The organism is Pantoea sp. X-Soil-YNGN-785 (assembly GCF_059730585.1).
Genome location: NZ_AP035942.1, coordinates 3871398 through 3886670 on the forward strand (window position 1 = coordinate 3871398; position 15273 = coordinate 3886670).

Genomic DNA, 15273 nt, shown 5'->3' on the forward strand with positions numbered 1-15273 from the left:
CTTAGCAGCCTGCATCCTCGCCTGGCGGGAAAAAAATGTCACGGGGAATTCGGCCTGATGAACTGGCGGCTGGGCAGAGAAGAGAAAAGACGTGAGGGTGGCGGACAAGCGGTCAGCGCAGAGCGCACTGACCGCAATACATTATGGTTTCATGACCTCGTCATAGCTGCCGCCATCGGCGAAGTGGGCTTTCTGAGCCTGCGCCCAGCCACCAAACTTGTCCTGAATGGTAAACAGCTTCACTGGCGCAAAGGTGCTGGCAAATTTCTTCGCGATTTCAGCATCACGCGGACGATAGTAATTCTGTGCAGCGATGGTCTGGCCTTCTGGCGAGTAGAGATATTTCAGATACTCATCAGCGACTTTACGCGTGCCCTTTTCATCCACCACTTTGTCGACCACCGACACGGTCGGTTCAGCCAGAATCGATTCGCTCGGGGTAACAATCTCGAACTTATCTTTGCCCAGTTTGTTAACGGCCAGATAAGCTTCGTTTTCCCAGGCGATCAGCACATCACCAATCCCGCGCTCAACGAAGGTGTTGGTTGCGCCACGTGCACCCGAATCCTGTACTTCAACGTTTTTGAAGAGCGCTCTGACGTAAGCCAGTGCTTTGGCCTGATCGCCGTTGTTATGATCCAGTGCCCAGCCCCAGGCCGCCAGATAATTCCAGCGTGCGCCGCCGGACGTTTTCGGGTTCGGGGTAATCACAGATACGCCAGGTTTGGTCAGGTCACTCCAGTCATGGATACCCTTAGGGTTATCTTTACGAACCAGGAAGACAATGGTCGAGGTGTAAGGCGCAGAGTTGTCCGGCAGACGCTTGATCCAGTTCTTATCAATACGACCACGTTCGGCAATGGCATCAACATCCGATTGCAGCGCCAGTGTGACCACATCAGCACGGATGCCGTTAATCACGGAGGTCGCCTGCTTGCCAGAGCCACCATGCGACTGGCGGACCACGACATTGTCGCCGGTTTCCTGTTTATAGTGCGCACTGAACGCTTTGTTGTACTGTTCGTACAGCTCACGCGTTGGATCATAGGAAACGTTTAACAGCTGAATGTCTTTCGCCAGCACGCTGGTTGAGGCCAGCAACAGGGTAACGCCAATACTCCACTTGTTCATTACGCACTCTCCCAATGTCGTTATGGGCTAAGCGTGACATAAACTATTACAGAGCTAAAAGAATTAAAAATAAGCTGTTATAACCGCGGGGAATATAGAAGGAAAATGCCGGGGCATGCTGTGCAGCACACCCCCGCAGGGGAATTAATAGAGCTTTTTCGCGGTGTCCAGCCAGTCGCGCTTGAACGGACGCTTCATGTTTTCAATGGCGTCGACGATATCGTGATGTACCATCTTCTCGTTCTGAATACCGACGCAACGGCCGCCGTAACCCTGCATCAGCAGTTCAATGGAGTAAGCGCCCATGCGTGAAGCCAGGATACGGTCATAAGCACAAGGTGCACCACCACGCTGAATATGGCCCAGAACGGTCGAACGGGTTTCACGTTTGGTTTCTGTTTCAATGAAACGCGCCAGATCGTCGATATCGCAGATGTGTTCGGTAATCGCTACGATAGCGTGTTTTTTACCTTTGGCGATGCCCGCTTTGATTTCCGCAACCAGCTCTTCGCGGGTATACGGGAACTCTGGCAGGACGATGAACTCACAGCCACCGGCAATCGCCGCTGCCAGGGTCAGATCACCACAATAGCGGCCCATCACTTCAACAATCGAAATACGCTGATGCGAAGAAGAGGTATCACGCAGGCGGTCAATCGCTTCAACCACGGTTTCCAGGGCAGTGAAATAACCGATGGTGTAATCCGTTCCGGCCACGTCATTATCGATGGTGCCTGGCAGACCGATGCAGGGGAAGCCCATTTCAGTCAGGCGCTTAGCACCCATGTAAGAACCATCACCACCAATTACAACCAGCGCATCGATGCCGCGCTTTTTCATGTTCTCAATGGCAACCTGGCGCACATCTTCATTACGGAACTCAGGGAAACGCGCTGAGCCCAGGAATGTGCCGCCACGGTTAATCATGTCGGAGACGCTATAGCGATCAAGATTGATCATGCGATCTTCGTACAATCCCAGATAACCGTCATAGATCCCAAAAACTTCCAGTCCTTCACTCAGCGCGGAACGAACCACTCCACGAATAGCTGCGTTCATGCCTGGGGCGTCACCGCCGCTGGTTAATACACCAATTTTTTTGATCATGACAACCTCTGGATTGTTCAAAACTAAGGGTTAATCCTGCCTGTCGATCGCTGCTGAAGGTCATTTTACGATTAGCGCGACATGTGATGGCAGATAGTATATCAAAGGCTTGCTGCTGAATTGATTCAGGTCAGACAACTTTTCACTATTTTTTGCAGCAATGTTAGCGTTACGTCATTCCTTTCGTATCGATTTGATTCATTTATGTTAAAAGCCTAAAGACTCTTCTCTCTCGAACGGTACCACAGAACAGGGATCCTGATGGATAATTACGTCTGACCCAGGAAATTCTTTGCGCAACGCCTTCTCAACCTGATCGGCTACCCGGTGCGCCTGCACCAGTGGCAACTGGTCTTCCAGTTCCAGATGTAGCTGAATAAATTTAGTCGGGCCGGACTGGCGGGTTCGCAGATCGTGGACGCCCTGCACCTGTGGCCAGTTTGTCGCCAGCGTCAGAATCTGCTGCCGCTCCTCTTCCGGTAGCGCGCGATCCAGCAATGACTGCACCGCCTCATAGCCCATACGCAACGCACTGTAGAGAATGAAAATGCCAATCCCCAGCGCGAACAGGGCATCTGCTCGCGCAAAGCCATAGCTGCTCAGAACCAGCGCGATCAGAATGGCACCATTCATGATGACGTCCGACTGATAGTGCAGCATGTCAGCCCGAATCGCCTGGCTACGGGTTTTACGCACCACCCAGCGCTGAAAGGCGACCAGCACCAGCGTTGAGCTCAGTGCCACAACGGTCACCACAATACCGACGCCGGGTGCCCGCATCTCACTGGGCGAGGCAAGATGCTGCAGGCCGGTCAGAAACAGAAACAGTGCCGAGCCGGAGATAAACATACTTTGCGCCAGTGCTGCCAGCGACTCTGCTTTGCCGTGCCCGAACGTGTGATCTTCGTCGGCAGGCTGCAGCGCATAACGCACCACCAGCAGATTGGTCAGCGAGGCAGCGATATCCACCAGCGAGTCCACCAGTGAGGCCAGCAAACTCACCGAACCGGTGTACCACCAGGCAAAAATTTTCACAATTAACAGCACAGATGCAAGAATGGTGGCGGCCAGCGCAGCACGCTTTACCAGTCGGCCATAAGAGGGTTGCATGCCAGATTCCCTATGCAGCATCAGCGACGATGCGTACTCAAATGAAAGAATGGCTAAAGTTTAACACCAGGAGGCGGGCAGTGCTTAGCGGGTCATTCAACGGCTCAGTTTCTTTTGCAAAAGCCTGGCAGGCATAAAAAACAAGCCCCGACCTCGGGGAGGACGGGGCAAAGTGTCATACACATCAGTGTCAGACCACAGTCATGTGCTGGTCTGGGCTGAGAAAGACGCGGCGATTACTTTTTGCCGCCCTTTTTCCCTGCTTCTGATGCTTTTTCACGATCGTTTTTGAAGTTTCCGCCGCCGCTGCTCTGGCCGCCTTTCTTACCGGCTTCAGACGCTTTTTGCGGATTATCTGCGAAATTACCTGAACCACCACGATGCTCTGCCATAACTTACTCCGTTAATAGATTCATTCAGGACTACATAATGTGGTTGTTGCTCCCTGAGACTTCGCAAAGACACTTAACTTCCCTGCAGTGACAGGATTAAGTGTAGAGGGTGCGCCTGAACCGGCAAGCGTAACGCGGGAAAACCAACACGTTGATAGTTAAGATAAACGCTTACACCACAAGGTTATAAATCTATCATTTTCAGTGGCTTAAAGTATTTAAATGGCCTTAAGATGCTTACCGGTACGCTTAAATTTACGTTATGGCCTGAATAGTCAATAATCGTCGGGCCTGACAAACAAACGTTAAACAAGCGCTAATAAAATGGAGGTTTTGTTGCGCGGTGATGATTCCAGTCAAATTAAAAAAAGCGAAAAAAAGATAAAAAAAACCCCCACCATCATGGCGGGGGAAGACAGGGATGTGTCTATGGCAAGGAAAACAGGGATACTATGTTACTGGTTACTGCTGGTACTACTCACTGCCTGCAGCGATGACACTGACTGCAGATTCGAAAACTGTCGCAGCTCGTTAAGTCGCCGCTGGTAATTCTTCTGCAACGTGGCCTGCTGGTCCGGCGTTAGCAGTTGAAACATTTGATTCTGTACGCGCGCCATCTCAACCTGCTGTTCAACCTGAACTCTGGCGATGACTTCCGCCTTTGCGCGGATGGCCGCTTCGTTAAACTGGTCTGCAGTCACTAAGTCGTGTAGTGCTGCGATATCGTCAATATGAACGACCGGGCGCTCATGTCGGGCCTGTTGCATCAGGTCCCGCATCTGCTGACGCTGCTCTTCAGTCAGCTCGATACCATCGAACATGTGGCTTTGCGGATTTTGCGTCATACTGCCTGTCGGCAATCCGCCATGATGCATCTCGTCAATCGTCGTCGCATCTTTAGCACCTGCGCTGGCGAGACTCAGAGCCATCGCTGAGGCAAGGACGACGGCGGTTAATTTGCGCATCGTGTACTCCAGTTCGTTCCGTTTTGCGATTCAACGAGAGCCAGTGTACGGCGACAGCTGCAAACATCCGTCAGGGGGTGTAAAACTACGTAAAGCGATAGATAGGTGCGCCAGGAACACGGTATTTTGCCTGCGGAGGGCTACAAAAATGAATAAAATCCTGTTGGTAGATGATGACCGCGAATTAACTTCGCTTTTAAAAGAACTGTTAGAAATGGAAGGGTTTGAAGTGGTGGTAGCCAGCGATGGTGAACAAGCGCTGAACCTGCTCGATAACTCTATTGATTTGCTTTTACTGGATGTCATGATGCCGAAGAAAAACGGTATCGACACCCTGAAAGAACTGCGACAGCAACATCAGACCCCCGTCATCATGCTAACGGCGCGCGGCAGCGAGCTGGATCGCGTACTGGGCCTTGAACTGGGTGCAGATGACTATCTGCCCAAGCCGTTTAACGATCGCGAACTGGTGGCGCGTATCCGCGCTATTCTGCGGCGCTCCAACTGGAGTGAACAGCAGCAGCAACACGACAATAGCTCGCCCACACTGGAAGTGGACTGCCTGCGGCTCAATCCTGGCCGTCAGGAAGCGAGTTTTGATGATGTCACGCTGGATCTTACCGGCACGGAGTTCACCCTGCTCTATCTGCTGGCGCAGCACCTGGGCCAGGTTGTATCGCGTGAACATCTGAGTCAGGAAGTGCTGGGCAAGCGCCTGACGCCTTTTGACCGCGCCATTGATATGCACATCTCAAATCTGCGTCGCAAGCTGCCTGAACGCCGTGACGGTCATCCCTGGTTTAAAACCTTACGTGGCCGCGGCTATCTGATGGTTTCGGCATCATGATTGGAAGTCTGACCACCCGTATCTTCGCCATCTTCTGGTTAACGCTGGCGCTGGTGTTGATGCTGGTGCTAATGGTGCCCAAGCTCGATTCACGACAGATGACCTCGCTGCTGGAGAGTGAGCAGCGGCAGGGCATCATGATTGAGCAACACGTCGAAGCTGAGCTGTCACAGGATCCCCCTAACGATCTGATGTGGTGGCGTCGTCTGTTTCGCGCCGTGGAGAAGTGGGCACCGCCGGGTCAGCGGCTGCTGTTAGTGACCAGTGAAGGTCGGGTGATTGGCGCGCAACATAACGAAATGCAGGTTATCCGCAATTTTATCGGCCAGTCTGATAACGCCGATCATCCGCAGAAGAAGAAATATGGTCGTGTTGAGCTGGTAGGGCCTTTTGCCGTCCGGGATGGTGAAGATAACTACCAGCTTTACATGATCCGTCCCGCCAACAGCTCCCAGCTCGATTTCGTCAATCTGCTGTTTGACCGTCCGTTACTGCTGCTTATTGTCACCATGCTCATCAGCTCACCGCTGCTGCTGTGGCTCGCCTGGAGCCTGGCGCGTCCGGCGCGTAAGCTGAAATATGCCGCCGATGAAGTCGCAAGCGGAAACCTGCGTCAGCATCCGGAACTGGAATCGGGCCCACAGGAGTTTCTGGCGGCGGGTTCCAGCTTTAACCAGATGGTCAGTGCGCTGGAGCGGATGATGACCGGTCAGCAACGTCTGCTATCGGATATCAGCCATGAGCTTCGTACCCCGCTTACCCGTCTGCAACTGGCTACCGCGCTGCTGCGTCGGCGTCAGGGCGAAGGTAAAGAGCTGGAGCGGATTGAGATGGAAGCACAGCGTCTTGATGGCATGATCAACGACCTGCTCGTGCTGTCACGCACCCAGCATAAAAATGCACTGGTCAGCGAAGCGATGAAGGCGAATCAGCTGTGGAATGGGGTGCTGGAAGATGCCCGTTTCGAAGCGGAACAGATGGGCAAGAAGATGGATATCCCCTACCCGCCTGGCCCGTGGCCGCTCTATGGCAACCCTCATGCGCTGGAGAGTGCGCTTGAAAATATCGTCCGCAATGCGCTGCGCTATTCACACACGCATATCAGCGTCAGCTTCTCCGTCGATATTTCTGGTATCACGGTACACGTTGATGATGACGGTCCTGGCGTGAGCCCGGAAGATCGCGAACAGATTTTCCGTCCCTTCTATCGTACTGATGAAGCACGCGATCGTGAGTCAGGCGGTACCGGCCTTGGCCTAGCGATTGTCGAAACAGCAGTGCAGCAGCATCGCGGCTGGGTTAAAGCCGATGACAGCCCACTGGGCGGCCTGCGTCTGACCCTCTGGTTGCCACTCTACTCCTCCGGTCGTCAATAATTTGCTATGCTTCGGCCCCTGTCATCGGGGGCCTTATGCTTAACATTGTCTTGTTTGAACCAGAAATTCCGCCGAATACCGGCAATATCATTCGTCTGTGCGCCAATACGGGCTTCCAGCTTCATCTGATTCAGCCGCTCGGCTTCGCGTGGGATGACAAGCGTTTACGTCGCGCCGGACTGGATTACCACGAATTCACGGCCATAAAATTCCATGCTGACTATCAGGCGTTTATTGCCGCGGAGTCGCCTGAACGTCTGTTTGCGTTGACGACCAAAGGAACGCCCGCACACAGTGCCGTCACGTATCAGGCGGACGATTATCTGCTGTTTGGACCTGAGAGCCGTGGACTGCCAGCGGAAATTCTGGCGGCATTACCGGCGCAGCAGAAAATCCGTATCCCGATGAGAGCGGAGAGCCGCAGCATGAATTTATCGAATGCCGTGTCGGTGGTGGTCTATGAAGCGTGGCGCCAGCTGGATTACGCGGGCGCACTGATTAAAGACTAGATGCCGTCGCCAAACTGAAAACCGGCCAGGCTGCCATTGAAGTGCTGATCCATATCCATTGACGGCTTTTCACTGCCTGGCTTGCCGACGATACGCGCAGGTACGCCTGCTGCCGTGGTGTGTGGCGGCACAGGCTGTAACACCACAGAACCCGCGCCGATTTTTGCTCCCCGGCCGACTTCAATGTTGCCCAGCACTTTCGCACCGGCACCAATCATCACCCCTTCGCGGATTTTCGGATGGCGGTCGCCGCTGGTTTTGCCGGTACCGCCCAGCGTCACCGATTGCAGGATCGAGACATCATTCTCAACCACCGCGGTTTCACCAATCACAATGCCGGTGGCATGGTCGAGCATGATGCCGTGGCCTATATTCGCAGCGGGATGAATATCGACAGCAAAGGAGACGGAAATTTCATTCTGCAGATAAACCGCCAGCGCGCGTCGGCCTTCATTCCACAGCCAGTGACCAATACGGTAGGCCTGAAGCGCATGGAACCCTTTGAGATAGAGCAGCGGCGTGGAGTATTTATCGACCGCCGGGTCGCGCTGACGCACCGCCTGAATATCGTAAGCCGCTGACAGTATCATTGACGGATCTTCACGGTAGGCTTCTTCAACGATTTCACGAATGGCGATAGCAGGCATAATCGGGTTTGCCAGCTTGTTGGCCAGCATGTAACTCAGTGCACTACCGAGATTTTCATGCTTGAGCAATGTCGCGTGGAAGAAGCTGGCCAGCATCGGCTCACAATCAGCCAGGGCGCGCGCTTCTGCTTTGATATTATTCCAGACCAGTTCTAACTCATCAGACGACATTGCTGCTTTCTCCCGATAAAAAAAGCGCCTGAATGGCGCTGCAGGTGATGATGCTACGCGTCCTGCGTTAGCTGATGCTGTTTTCGTCCTTCCTTGTTCGTCCCAGCAGGCTCAATGCTGCATCTCTCGCCGGTTTTTCGCAATACAACACCTGATAAATCTGCTCGGTGATCGGCATTTCCACACCAAAACGTGCAGCCAATGCTTTGACTTCTTTGGTGTTTCTGTACCCTTCTACAACTTGTCCGATAATGCGTTGCGCGCTATCTACATCTTCGCCCTGGCCCAGCATCATGCCAAAACGACGATTTCGTGACTGATTATCGGTACAGGTCAGCACCAGATCGCCCAGACCCGCCATACCCATAAAGGTGGTGGGCTCGGCACCCAGCGCTGCGCCCAGCCGGCTCATTTCAGCCAGACCACGGGTGATCAGTGCAGTACGCGCGTTCGCGCCAAAACCAATCCCGTCGGACATCCCGGCACCGATAGCAATCACGTTTTTTACCGCGCCGCCCAGCTGTACGCCGATGAAATCAGGGTTGTTATAAACGCGGAAGCTTTTACCGCAGTGCAGCTTCTGCTGCAGGTCGTCAGCAAACTGCGCATCCGTGGCGGCCAGCGCGATGGCCGTCGGTAATCCTGCCGCCAGCTCTTTCGCAAAGGTCGGCCCGGAGATCACGGCCAGCGGAATGGCATCGCCTACGATTTCGCGTGCCACGTCCTGCAACAGACGGCCCGTCTCTTTTTCCAGCCCTTTGGTCGCCCAGACAATACGCGAGTCTGGCCGCAGATGAGGTTTAATCTGCTGCAGCACATCGCCAAACACATGACTCGGCACCACGATTAATAAATCGCGGCTGGCGGCAATGGTTTTGGTCAGATCAGGCTCAAGGGAGAGGTTATCGGGGAACGGGACATCGGGCAGGAAAGCAGTGTTGCAGCGGTCAGTCTGAAGTTGCGCCAGATGCGCCGGGTTATGTCCCCACAACAGCACCGGGTGGCCGTTACGGGCCAGCGTAATCGCCAAAGCGGTGCCGTAGGAACCGGCACCGATGACGCTAATCGAAGCGTGAGTTGTCATCAGGCATCCTGATGTGGTTCAGCACCTTCTTCACCTTGTTGCTGCTGCAGGTAGTTCATGAACAGCGCATCAAAGTTAACCGGTGCCAGGTTCAGCTGCGGGAAGGTACCACGTGATACCAGGCTGGTAATGCATTCGCGTGCGTATGGGAACAGAATATTCGGGCAGTATGCACCCAGGCAATGTGCCATCTGCGTTCCTTCGATACCGCTGATGGTGAAAATACCGGCCTGCTGAACTTCACACAGGAAAGCGGTCTCTTCGCCCACAGTTGCGGTTACAGTCACACGAAGTACCACTTCGTAAACTTCGTCAGCCAGCTGAGAAGATGCAGTATCCAGGTCCAGCTTAACGTCCGGTTCCCACTCTTTCTGGAAAACCTGCGGGGCATTTGGCGCTTCAAAGGAGATATCTTTAGTGAATACGCGCTGAATCTGGAACTGCATTTCGTTGGTGTTGTGTTCTGACATGTGACCAAATCCTATATATGAGGTTGTCCGGCGTAAAATTACGCCTGCAGTAAGGGATCTAAACCTTCGCGATTATCGAGTGCGAATAAGTCATCGCAGCCGCCAATGTGCTGCGCATCAATAAAAATCTGAGGCACGGTGGTACGACCGCTACGCTTGATCATCTCTTCGCGCTTCGCCATATCGCCATCAATGGGGATTTCCTGAAACGAAACACCTTTTTGCGTTAACAGCGCCTTCGCACGATGGCAGTAAGGACAGGTGGCCTTGGTATACATTTCAACATTTGCCATGATCAGCACCTCTGTAAGATTATTTACCGCGAACTAACGGCAGATTTTCGCCGCTCCAGCCACTGATACCCTCTTTCAGCACTGAAACCTGCTCAAAGCCTGCCGCGCTTAGATGTGCAGCAGAATCGCCTGCGCTTTGTCCGGTTGCACACACCACAATTATGGGCTGCGCTTTATGCTTTGCCAGTTCGTCGAGGTTGCCTTTTTTAATCTCAGCGGCTGCCACATTCAGCGCACCTGAAATATGCCCCCTGCGGAAATCGTCGCGCGAACGCACGTCTACTACTACCGCGTCCTCTTTATTAATCAGGCGGGTGGCTTCACCGCGGCTGATCGTTTTTACCTTAGAGAACATTCCTTTAACGGTAGTCACAATCACCATAACGAGTAAAACGACCCATGCCAGACTCAGGATGGGGTGATTGCTTGCAAACTGCATAATTTCTTGCATGAGGGGTAACGACTCCAGACCGGGCTAATAAGCTAAAACAAGGGTTCTGAGTATACCTGCGCCACTTCGCATGTACAGATGCTATGCGGCCAGAGTATCGATTTGTGCTCCATTTTCCAAAAAAAGTGGCTGAAAGGCAAAAATGGCGTAAGGGTTAATCCATGTCATGGCGAAAGTGGACATAACTGGAAAAGCAAATGCCCGCTGGCAGCACTGGTAAGCGGCGGTTCATCGTGGAATAATCATTGGCCTATGAAGGGAAAAACAACCGTTTCGCACACAAGGACCCGTCCCAACGGCGATAACCTGCCGTTGTTCACACACCTGTCCAGCCTCTCCCTTAGTCTGCTTTGTGCGGGAGCACTGTTGTTGCCTGCCGTTGTTCACAGTGCAGAAGACAGTAAATCTCAGTTGCAATCCATTCAGCAAAACATTGCTGCAAAAGAGAAAAGCGTTAAAGCGCAGAAATTGCAGCGCAGCAAACTGCTGGATCAGTTACAGAGCCAGGAAAAGATCATTGCTCAGGCAAGTCGTCAGCTGCGAGATACCCGCAATAGTCTCACTGCCCTGAATGATGAGATGAAACAACTCGCCACCTCCATCGCCCGGCTTGAAAAACAGCAAACCCGCCAGGAAAACCTGCTTTCTGAGCAACTTGATGCGGCATTTCGTCAGGGTCAGCACAGCGGCGTGCAGCTTCTGATGGGCGGTGAAGAGAGCCAGCGCAGTGAGCGTATTCTGGCCTATTTCGGCTATCTGAACGCTGCCCGCCAGAAAAGTATCGAATCGCTGCAAAAAACGCGACAGGATTTAGACCAGCAACGCGCCTCGCTGGAGCAGAAGCAGCAGCAGCAGAAAGAGTTATTAGCGCAGCAGCAGGGGCAGCAGCAGAAGCTACAACAGGCGAGCGACGCGCGTAAAAAGACCCTGACGTCACTGGAAAGCGCGCTGGAAAAAGATCAGGCCGATCTGGTCGAGATGCGCCAGAACGAAAGCCGTCTGCAGGATAAGATCGCCCGGGCGGAACGTGAGGCGCGCGAGCGCGCAGCTCGTGAAGCGCGCGAGGCGGAAAAAGTGCGTCAGCGTCAGGCGCAGGCGAAAGCCAAAGGCTCCAGCTATCAGCCGACTCAGAGCGAACGTGAACTGGTAGCCCGCACGGGTGGACTGGGGCGCGCGGGCGGACAGGCGTTGTGGCCGGTGCGCGGACGCATTGAACATCGCTTTGGTGAACAGCTGCAGGGTGAACTGCGCTGGAAAGGACTGGTGATTGATGCGCGGGAAGGCACCGAGGTGAAAGCGATTGCCGATGGTCGTGTGCTGATGGCCGACTGGTTGCAGGGCTACGGTCTGGTGGTGGTGCTGGAGCACGGCAAAGGTGATATGAGCCTGTATGGCTACAACCAAAGTGCGCTGGTGAGCGTGGGTACGCAGGTGAAGGCAGGACAGCCTATCGCACTGGTGGGCACCAGTGGTGGCCGCGGTACCCCGTCGCTCTATTTTGAAATCCGACGTCAGGGACAGGCCGTCAATCCACTCCCGTGGTTAGGAAAATAAGTTTTGCTGCAACGTCGAAAAATCTCCGTTCTGTTGAGCGCCTTACTGTTCAGCTATGCTGCACAGGCGGGCAAACTGGCCATTGTCATCGATGATGTCGGCTATCGCCCTGCCGAAGAGAACAAAGTCCTGCAGATGCCGCAGGCCATTTCAGTGGCGGTCTTGCCCAACGCACCCCATGCGCATGAGATGGCGACTAAAGCACATCAGAGTGGTCATGAAGTCCTGATCCATCTGCCGATGGCGCCGCTCAGCAAACAGCCTCTGGAAAAAGATACCTTAACGCCGGAGATGAGCAGTGAAGAGGTTACCCGCATCATGCGTAATGCGGTTAACAACGTGCCTTATGCCGTCGGTCTGAACAACCATATGGGCAGCAGGATGACCTCAAGCCTGCCCGGCATGCAGAAAGTGATGCAGGCGCTGAACCACTACAATCTCTACTTCCTGGATAGCATGACCATCGCTAACAGTCAGGCGATACCTGCCGCGCAGGGTACCCAGGTCAAGGTGTTAAAACGCCGGGTATTCCTTGATGACAGCCAGGATATTAACGCCATTCGCCAGCAGTTCAGCCGGGCGGTGAAGCTGGCGCAGCGCGACGGTTATGCGATTGCCATTGGCCATCCCCATCCGACTACCGTTCGGGTGCTGCAGCAGATGTTACCCACGCTGCCAGCCGACATTACGCTGGTTCGCCCCAGCCAGCTGCTGAACGAATCACTGCGAAGCGGCTCACCGACGCCTGCCGCTCCGGCAAAACCGGTGCCACCACGCTTCCAACCTGCCGGCTTGTGTAAAGCGAAACAGCCACTGGCACCGGTTCCGGCGACCCGAGCCTTAGCGGTAATCGCTGAAAGTGTGAATCACAGCCCACTGTTTACCACGCTAAAAAATCTCTTCTGATTTGCTATGAATGCTAAGTCTCAGGCTTAGCGTTCATTTATACGCAGAAATTACTATAATCCAGGGTCGGACAATAACGGGCTGTGCGGAAACAGTGATAGGGATGACGATAAATAAACAAAAAATCCTGCTGCTGGATAACGGCAGAGAGTGGGGCGGCGGCACCAACAGTATGCTGGAGCTGCTGAAACGTATCGATCGTCAAAAATTTGATATCACCTGCTGCTTCTACCACAACTACAGCCGTGGTAACGACGAAACGATTGAGGCCACGCTGAATGCGCTGGCCATTCCGGTCTTTTTTATTCCGCAAATCAAACAGCCACGCTGGGCAAAACTTGTTAAAGAAGCCGTGCGGGCGCTGCTGTTTTTCAACAAAAAGCTTAAGAAGCGTGTTATCGACGAGATTGATACGCGCTGGCGAATTATGCCTAATGCCAGCAAAATTAATTCCCTGCTGCAGTTGGGTAACTTCGACATGCTCTATATGAATAACCAGCCCAGTACTAATGTGGAAGGTTATCTGGCCGCGCGCAGCCTTGACGTTGCGGTGGTTCAACACTGCCGTATCGATCCGGTTCTGGAACCGCGGCTGGTCAGCATGGTGAATCAGGATTGCCAGGCTGTGATTGCCGTATCTCAGGGCGTCAATAACACCCTGCGTCGCCATGGTATCGATGCGGAACGCTGTTTTACCGTCAGTAATGCCATCGACGTTCACCAGACTCTGCCCGACCGCCTTGAAGTCCGCCAGCGTTTCAAACTCTCCCCTTCGACCTTCGTATTTGGCACTATCGGCTCTCTGATATTGCGCAAATCTAATCACCATATCCTGCAGGCGCTGGGCCGTTTTAAACGCGCCAATCCCGATGCAGACTGGCGGATGGTGATTGTCGGCGCAGGTCCGGAACTTCAGCATCTGCTGCAACTTGCGACTGCAGAGAACATCCAGCATCACGTGGTTTTTACGGGCTTTCAGAACAATGCTCTCGATTACCTCACGGCTTTTGATGCGTTTATTCTGGCCTCACGCAGTGAAGGCTTACCCCGGGTTGTGCTGGAGGCGATGCTGGTAAATACCGCCGTTGTGGGCTCCCGTGTGGTCGGCACTGCCGAATTGATCAGTCATGACGAAACCGGGCTGCTGTTTGATTATGGCAACGTGGTACAACTGACCCAGCACCTGACCGCACTATGGCAGGATGCGGATTTGCGTCAACGCCTGATCAATGCGGCAGCGAAACGCGTACGTGAACAGTACGCCATTGAAACCTATATCAGCGGCGTCGAGAATATTCTGCAAAGCGTCGCCAAAAAGAAACCTCATGCTTAATTTTTTAAATCCCCGTTACCGCCATATCAGAGCGCGCCATAACCTGCCTTATTCGCAAAAAGAGGTTCAGGGCACTGTGCCGGTCACGTCTGTCGTGATCCCCTGCACCGGCGCGGACTATATTGAAGAGGCTTTGCTAAGTGCCGATTTTGCGGCACGTTTCGCGACGGAGGCAAAAGAGGTCGTGATTGTCAGCGATCAGCCAGCGCACGCCTTTGGTAACCTGCCCGCTAAAACCCGCGTGGCGACGCTGGATGTGCCGCACCGGGAAGAGAGTTATCGCTATAAGCAGATCTATCGCAGTCGTTTGATCAAATTGCAGGCGCCCTTGCAGGCAGAAGGCGACGGTATTCTGATGATCGATTCCGACCTCAATCTGCTTAAGATGCCGCAGATCATGATGAAGCCGGACCATCTCTATTCCAGCTTCCGTCAGGGGAAAATGATTGCCAAGCTGGACGGTGCGCCGCAAGAGGCGATTCCCGCCTACTATCCGCACAGTATCCGGCCTTATCTGGTGGACCACGTGAATGGCGCTTACCTGGCTGCCACCCGTGAAGTCTGGCAGCGTATTTCGCCACTGTGGCTGACGCTGTTTAATGACACCTGGAATTTAATGAACGACAGCCAGCCGCCGACCGATCAGCTGCCGCTCGCGGTGTTGCTGGATATGCTGGATATTAAAACCGTCAATCTGGGCGAATGGGCTAACTGGCCGGTCTCCAAGAAAATCGGTGGTCAGTCAGCAGTCATCCCGCCGGAAGTGGTTGGCGCGCATGGCGGCTTTCCGCTGTCGGAATGGCAAAAATACCTTGCTGACCCGCAGCAGCCGCTGAACTTCAAAGGCCAGGACTACACGCGCAAAGTGCGCTACCTGACCGACGAAGAGAAGAAGCAAAGCTAATCCTGCGGCCGCCGTGCCAGCGG

The 15273-nt window shown here is 53.8% G+C and carries 17 protein-coding genes; 7 read left to right on the plus strand and 10 right to left on the minus strand.

The features are described 5' to 3' along the window. Positions 1-141 precede the first annotated feature (141 nt). The 5 genes from AC6I8E_RS18050 to cpxP all read right to left on the minus strand — a co-directional run bounded on the left by AC6I8E_RS18050 (position 142) and on the right by cpxP (position 4705). The gene (locus tag AC6I8E_RS18050) at positions 142-1131 is read right to left on the minus strand and encodes a sulfate ABC transporter substrate-binding protein (RefSeq protein ID WP_013359480.1); all 990 of its coding nucleotides are present in this window, start codon (positions 1129-1131) and stop codon (positions 142-144) included. 144 nt (positions 1132-1275) lie between these two features. Beyond that, complete coding sequence (gene pfkA / locus AC6I8E_RS18055) at positions 1276-2238, minus strand: 6-phosphofructokinase (RefSeq protein WP_003851263.1); 963 nt, start codon at positions 2236-2238, stop codon at positions 1276-1278. Positions 2239-2445: 207 nt separating this feature from the next. Then, entirely contained in the window at positions 2446-3348 is a 903-nt protein-coding gene (gene fieF / locus AC6I8E_RS18060) for a CDF family cation-efflux transporter FieF (RefSeq protein WP_418162614.1), read from the minus strand. 236 nt (positions 3349-3584) lie between these two features. Next, positions 3585-3740, minus strand: coding sequence for a con-10 family general stress protein (locus tag AC6I8E_RS18065; RefSeq protein ID WP_010258211.1), 156 nt, complete (start codon positions 3738-3740; stop codon positions 3585-3587). Positions 3741-4195: 455 nt separating this feature from the next. After that, a complete protein-coding gene (gene cpxP / locus AC6I8E_RS18070) occupies positions 4196-4705 on the minus strand; it encodes a cell-envelope stress modulator CpxP (protein ID WP_013359483.1) in 510 nt (169 codons plus the stop codon). A gap of 148 nt (positions 4706-4853) precedes the next feature. Between cpxP and cpxR the strand changes: the two genes are divergently transcribed. The 3 genes from cpxR to trmL are packed head-to-tail and all read left to right on the plus strand — an operon-like array spanning position 4854 to position 7437. Further along, positions 4854-5552 carry an envelope stress response regulator transcription factor CpxR gene (gene cpxR, locus AC6I8E_RS18075; RefSeq protein WP_009088062.1) on the plus strand — a complete coding sequence of 233 codons (699 nt, stop codon included), beginning with the start codon at positions 4854-4856 and terminating at the stop codon, positions 5550-5552. Beyond that, positions 5549-6928 carry an envelope stress sensor histidine kinase CpxA gene (cpxA, locus tag AC6I8E_RS18080; RefSeq protein ID WP_013359484.1) on the plus strand — a complete coding sequence of 460 codons (1380 nt, stop codon included), beginning with the start codon at positions 5549-5551 and terminating at the stop codon, positions 6926-6928. Before cpxR ends, cpxA begins: the two co-directional genes overlap by 4 nt. Before the next feature lie 35 nt (positions 6929-6963). Further along, the gene (gene trmL / locus AC6I8E_RS18085) at positions 6964-7437 is read left to right on the plus strand and encodes a tRNA (uridine(34)/cytosine(34)/5-carboxymethylaminomethyluridine(34)-2'-O)-methyltransferase TrmL (RefSeq protein ID WP_195857562.1); all 474 of its coding nucleotides are present in this window, start codon (positions 6964-6966) and stop codon (positions 7435-7437) included. Here trmL and cysE read toward each other — a convergent pair. The 5 genes from cysE to AC6I8E_RS18110 all read right to left on the minus strand — a co-directional run bounded on the left by cysE (position 7434) and on the right by AC6I8E_RS18110 (position 10553). After that, complete coding sequence (cysE, locus tag AC6I8E_RS18090) at positions 7434-8255, minus strand: serine O-acetyltransferase (RefSeq protein ID WP_013359486.1); 822 nt, start codon at positions 8253-8255, stop codon at positions 7434-7436. The genes trmL and cysE overlap by 4 nt on opposite strands. Before the next feature lie 67 nt (positions 8256-8322). After that, positions 8323-9339, minus strand: a complete 1017-nt coding sequence (gpsA, locus tag AC6I8E_RS18095) for an NAD(P)H-dependent glycerol-3-phosphate dehydrogenase (protein ID WP_497824283.1) — start codon at positions 9337-9339, stop codon at positions 8323-8325. Beyond that, the gene (secB, locus tag AC6I8E_RS18100) at positions 9339-9809 is read right to left on the minus strand and encodes a protein-export chaperone SecB (protein ID WP_010258229.1); all 471 of its coding nucleotides are present in this window, start codon (positions 9807-9809) and stop codon (positions 9339-9341) included. The genes gpsA and secB overlap by 1 nt, the downstream gene beginning before the upstream one ends. A 38-nt stretch (positions 9810-9847) precedes the next feature. Beyond that, positions 9848-10102 carry a glutaredoxin 3 gene (grxC, locus tag AC6I8E_RS18105; protein WP_008926942.1) on the minus strand — a complete coding sequence of 85 codons (255 nt, stop codon included), beginning with the start codon at positions 10100-10102 and terminating at the stop codon, positions 9848-9850. A gap of 19 nt (positions 10103-10121) precedes the next feature. Beyond that, a complete protein-coding gene (locus AC6I8E_RS18110; RefSeq protein WP_013359488.1) occupies positions 10122-10553 on the minus strand; it encodes a rhodanese-like domain-containing protein in 432 nt (143 codons plus the stop codon). A gap of 252 nt (positions 10554-10805) precedes the next feature. On the opposite strand from AC6I8E_RS18110, the gene envC reads away from it, so the two are divergent. From envC to AC6I8E_RS18130, 4 genes are all read left to right on the plus strand, one after another. Continuing rightward, positions 10806-12107, plus strand: coding sequence for a murein hydrolase activator EnvC (envC, locus tag AC6I8E_RS18115; protein ID WP_033784296.1), 1302 nt, complete (start codon positions 10806-10808; stop codon positions 12105-12107). A gap of 3 nt (positions 12108-12110) precedes the next feature. Beyond that, positions 12111-13013 (plus strand): divergent polysaccharide deacetylase family protein, encoded by a 903-nt coding sequence (locus tag AC6I8E_RS18120; protein ID WP_013359490.1) that lies wholly within the window; start codon positions 12111-12113, stop codon positions 13011-13013. A 103-nt stretch (positions 13014-13116) separates the two neighbouring features. Next, complete coding sequence (locus tag AC6I8E_RS18125; RefSeq protein WP_497824284.1) at positions 13117-14346, plus strand: glycosyltransferase; 1230 nt, start codon at positions 13117-13119, stop codon at positions 14344-14346. After that, entirely contained in the window at positions 14339-15250 is a 912-nt protein-coding gene (locus AC6I8E_RS18130) for a hypothetical protein (protein ID WP_033784297.1), read from the plus strand. The genes AC6I8E_RS18125 and AC6I8E_RS18130 overlap by 8 nt, the downstream gene beginning before the upstream one ends. Positions 15251-15273: the final 23 nt, after the last annotated feature.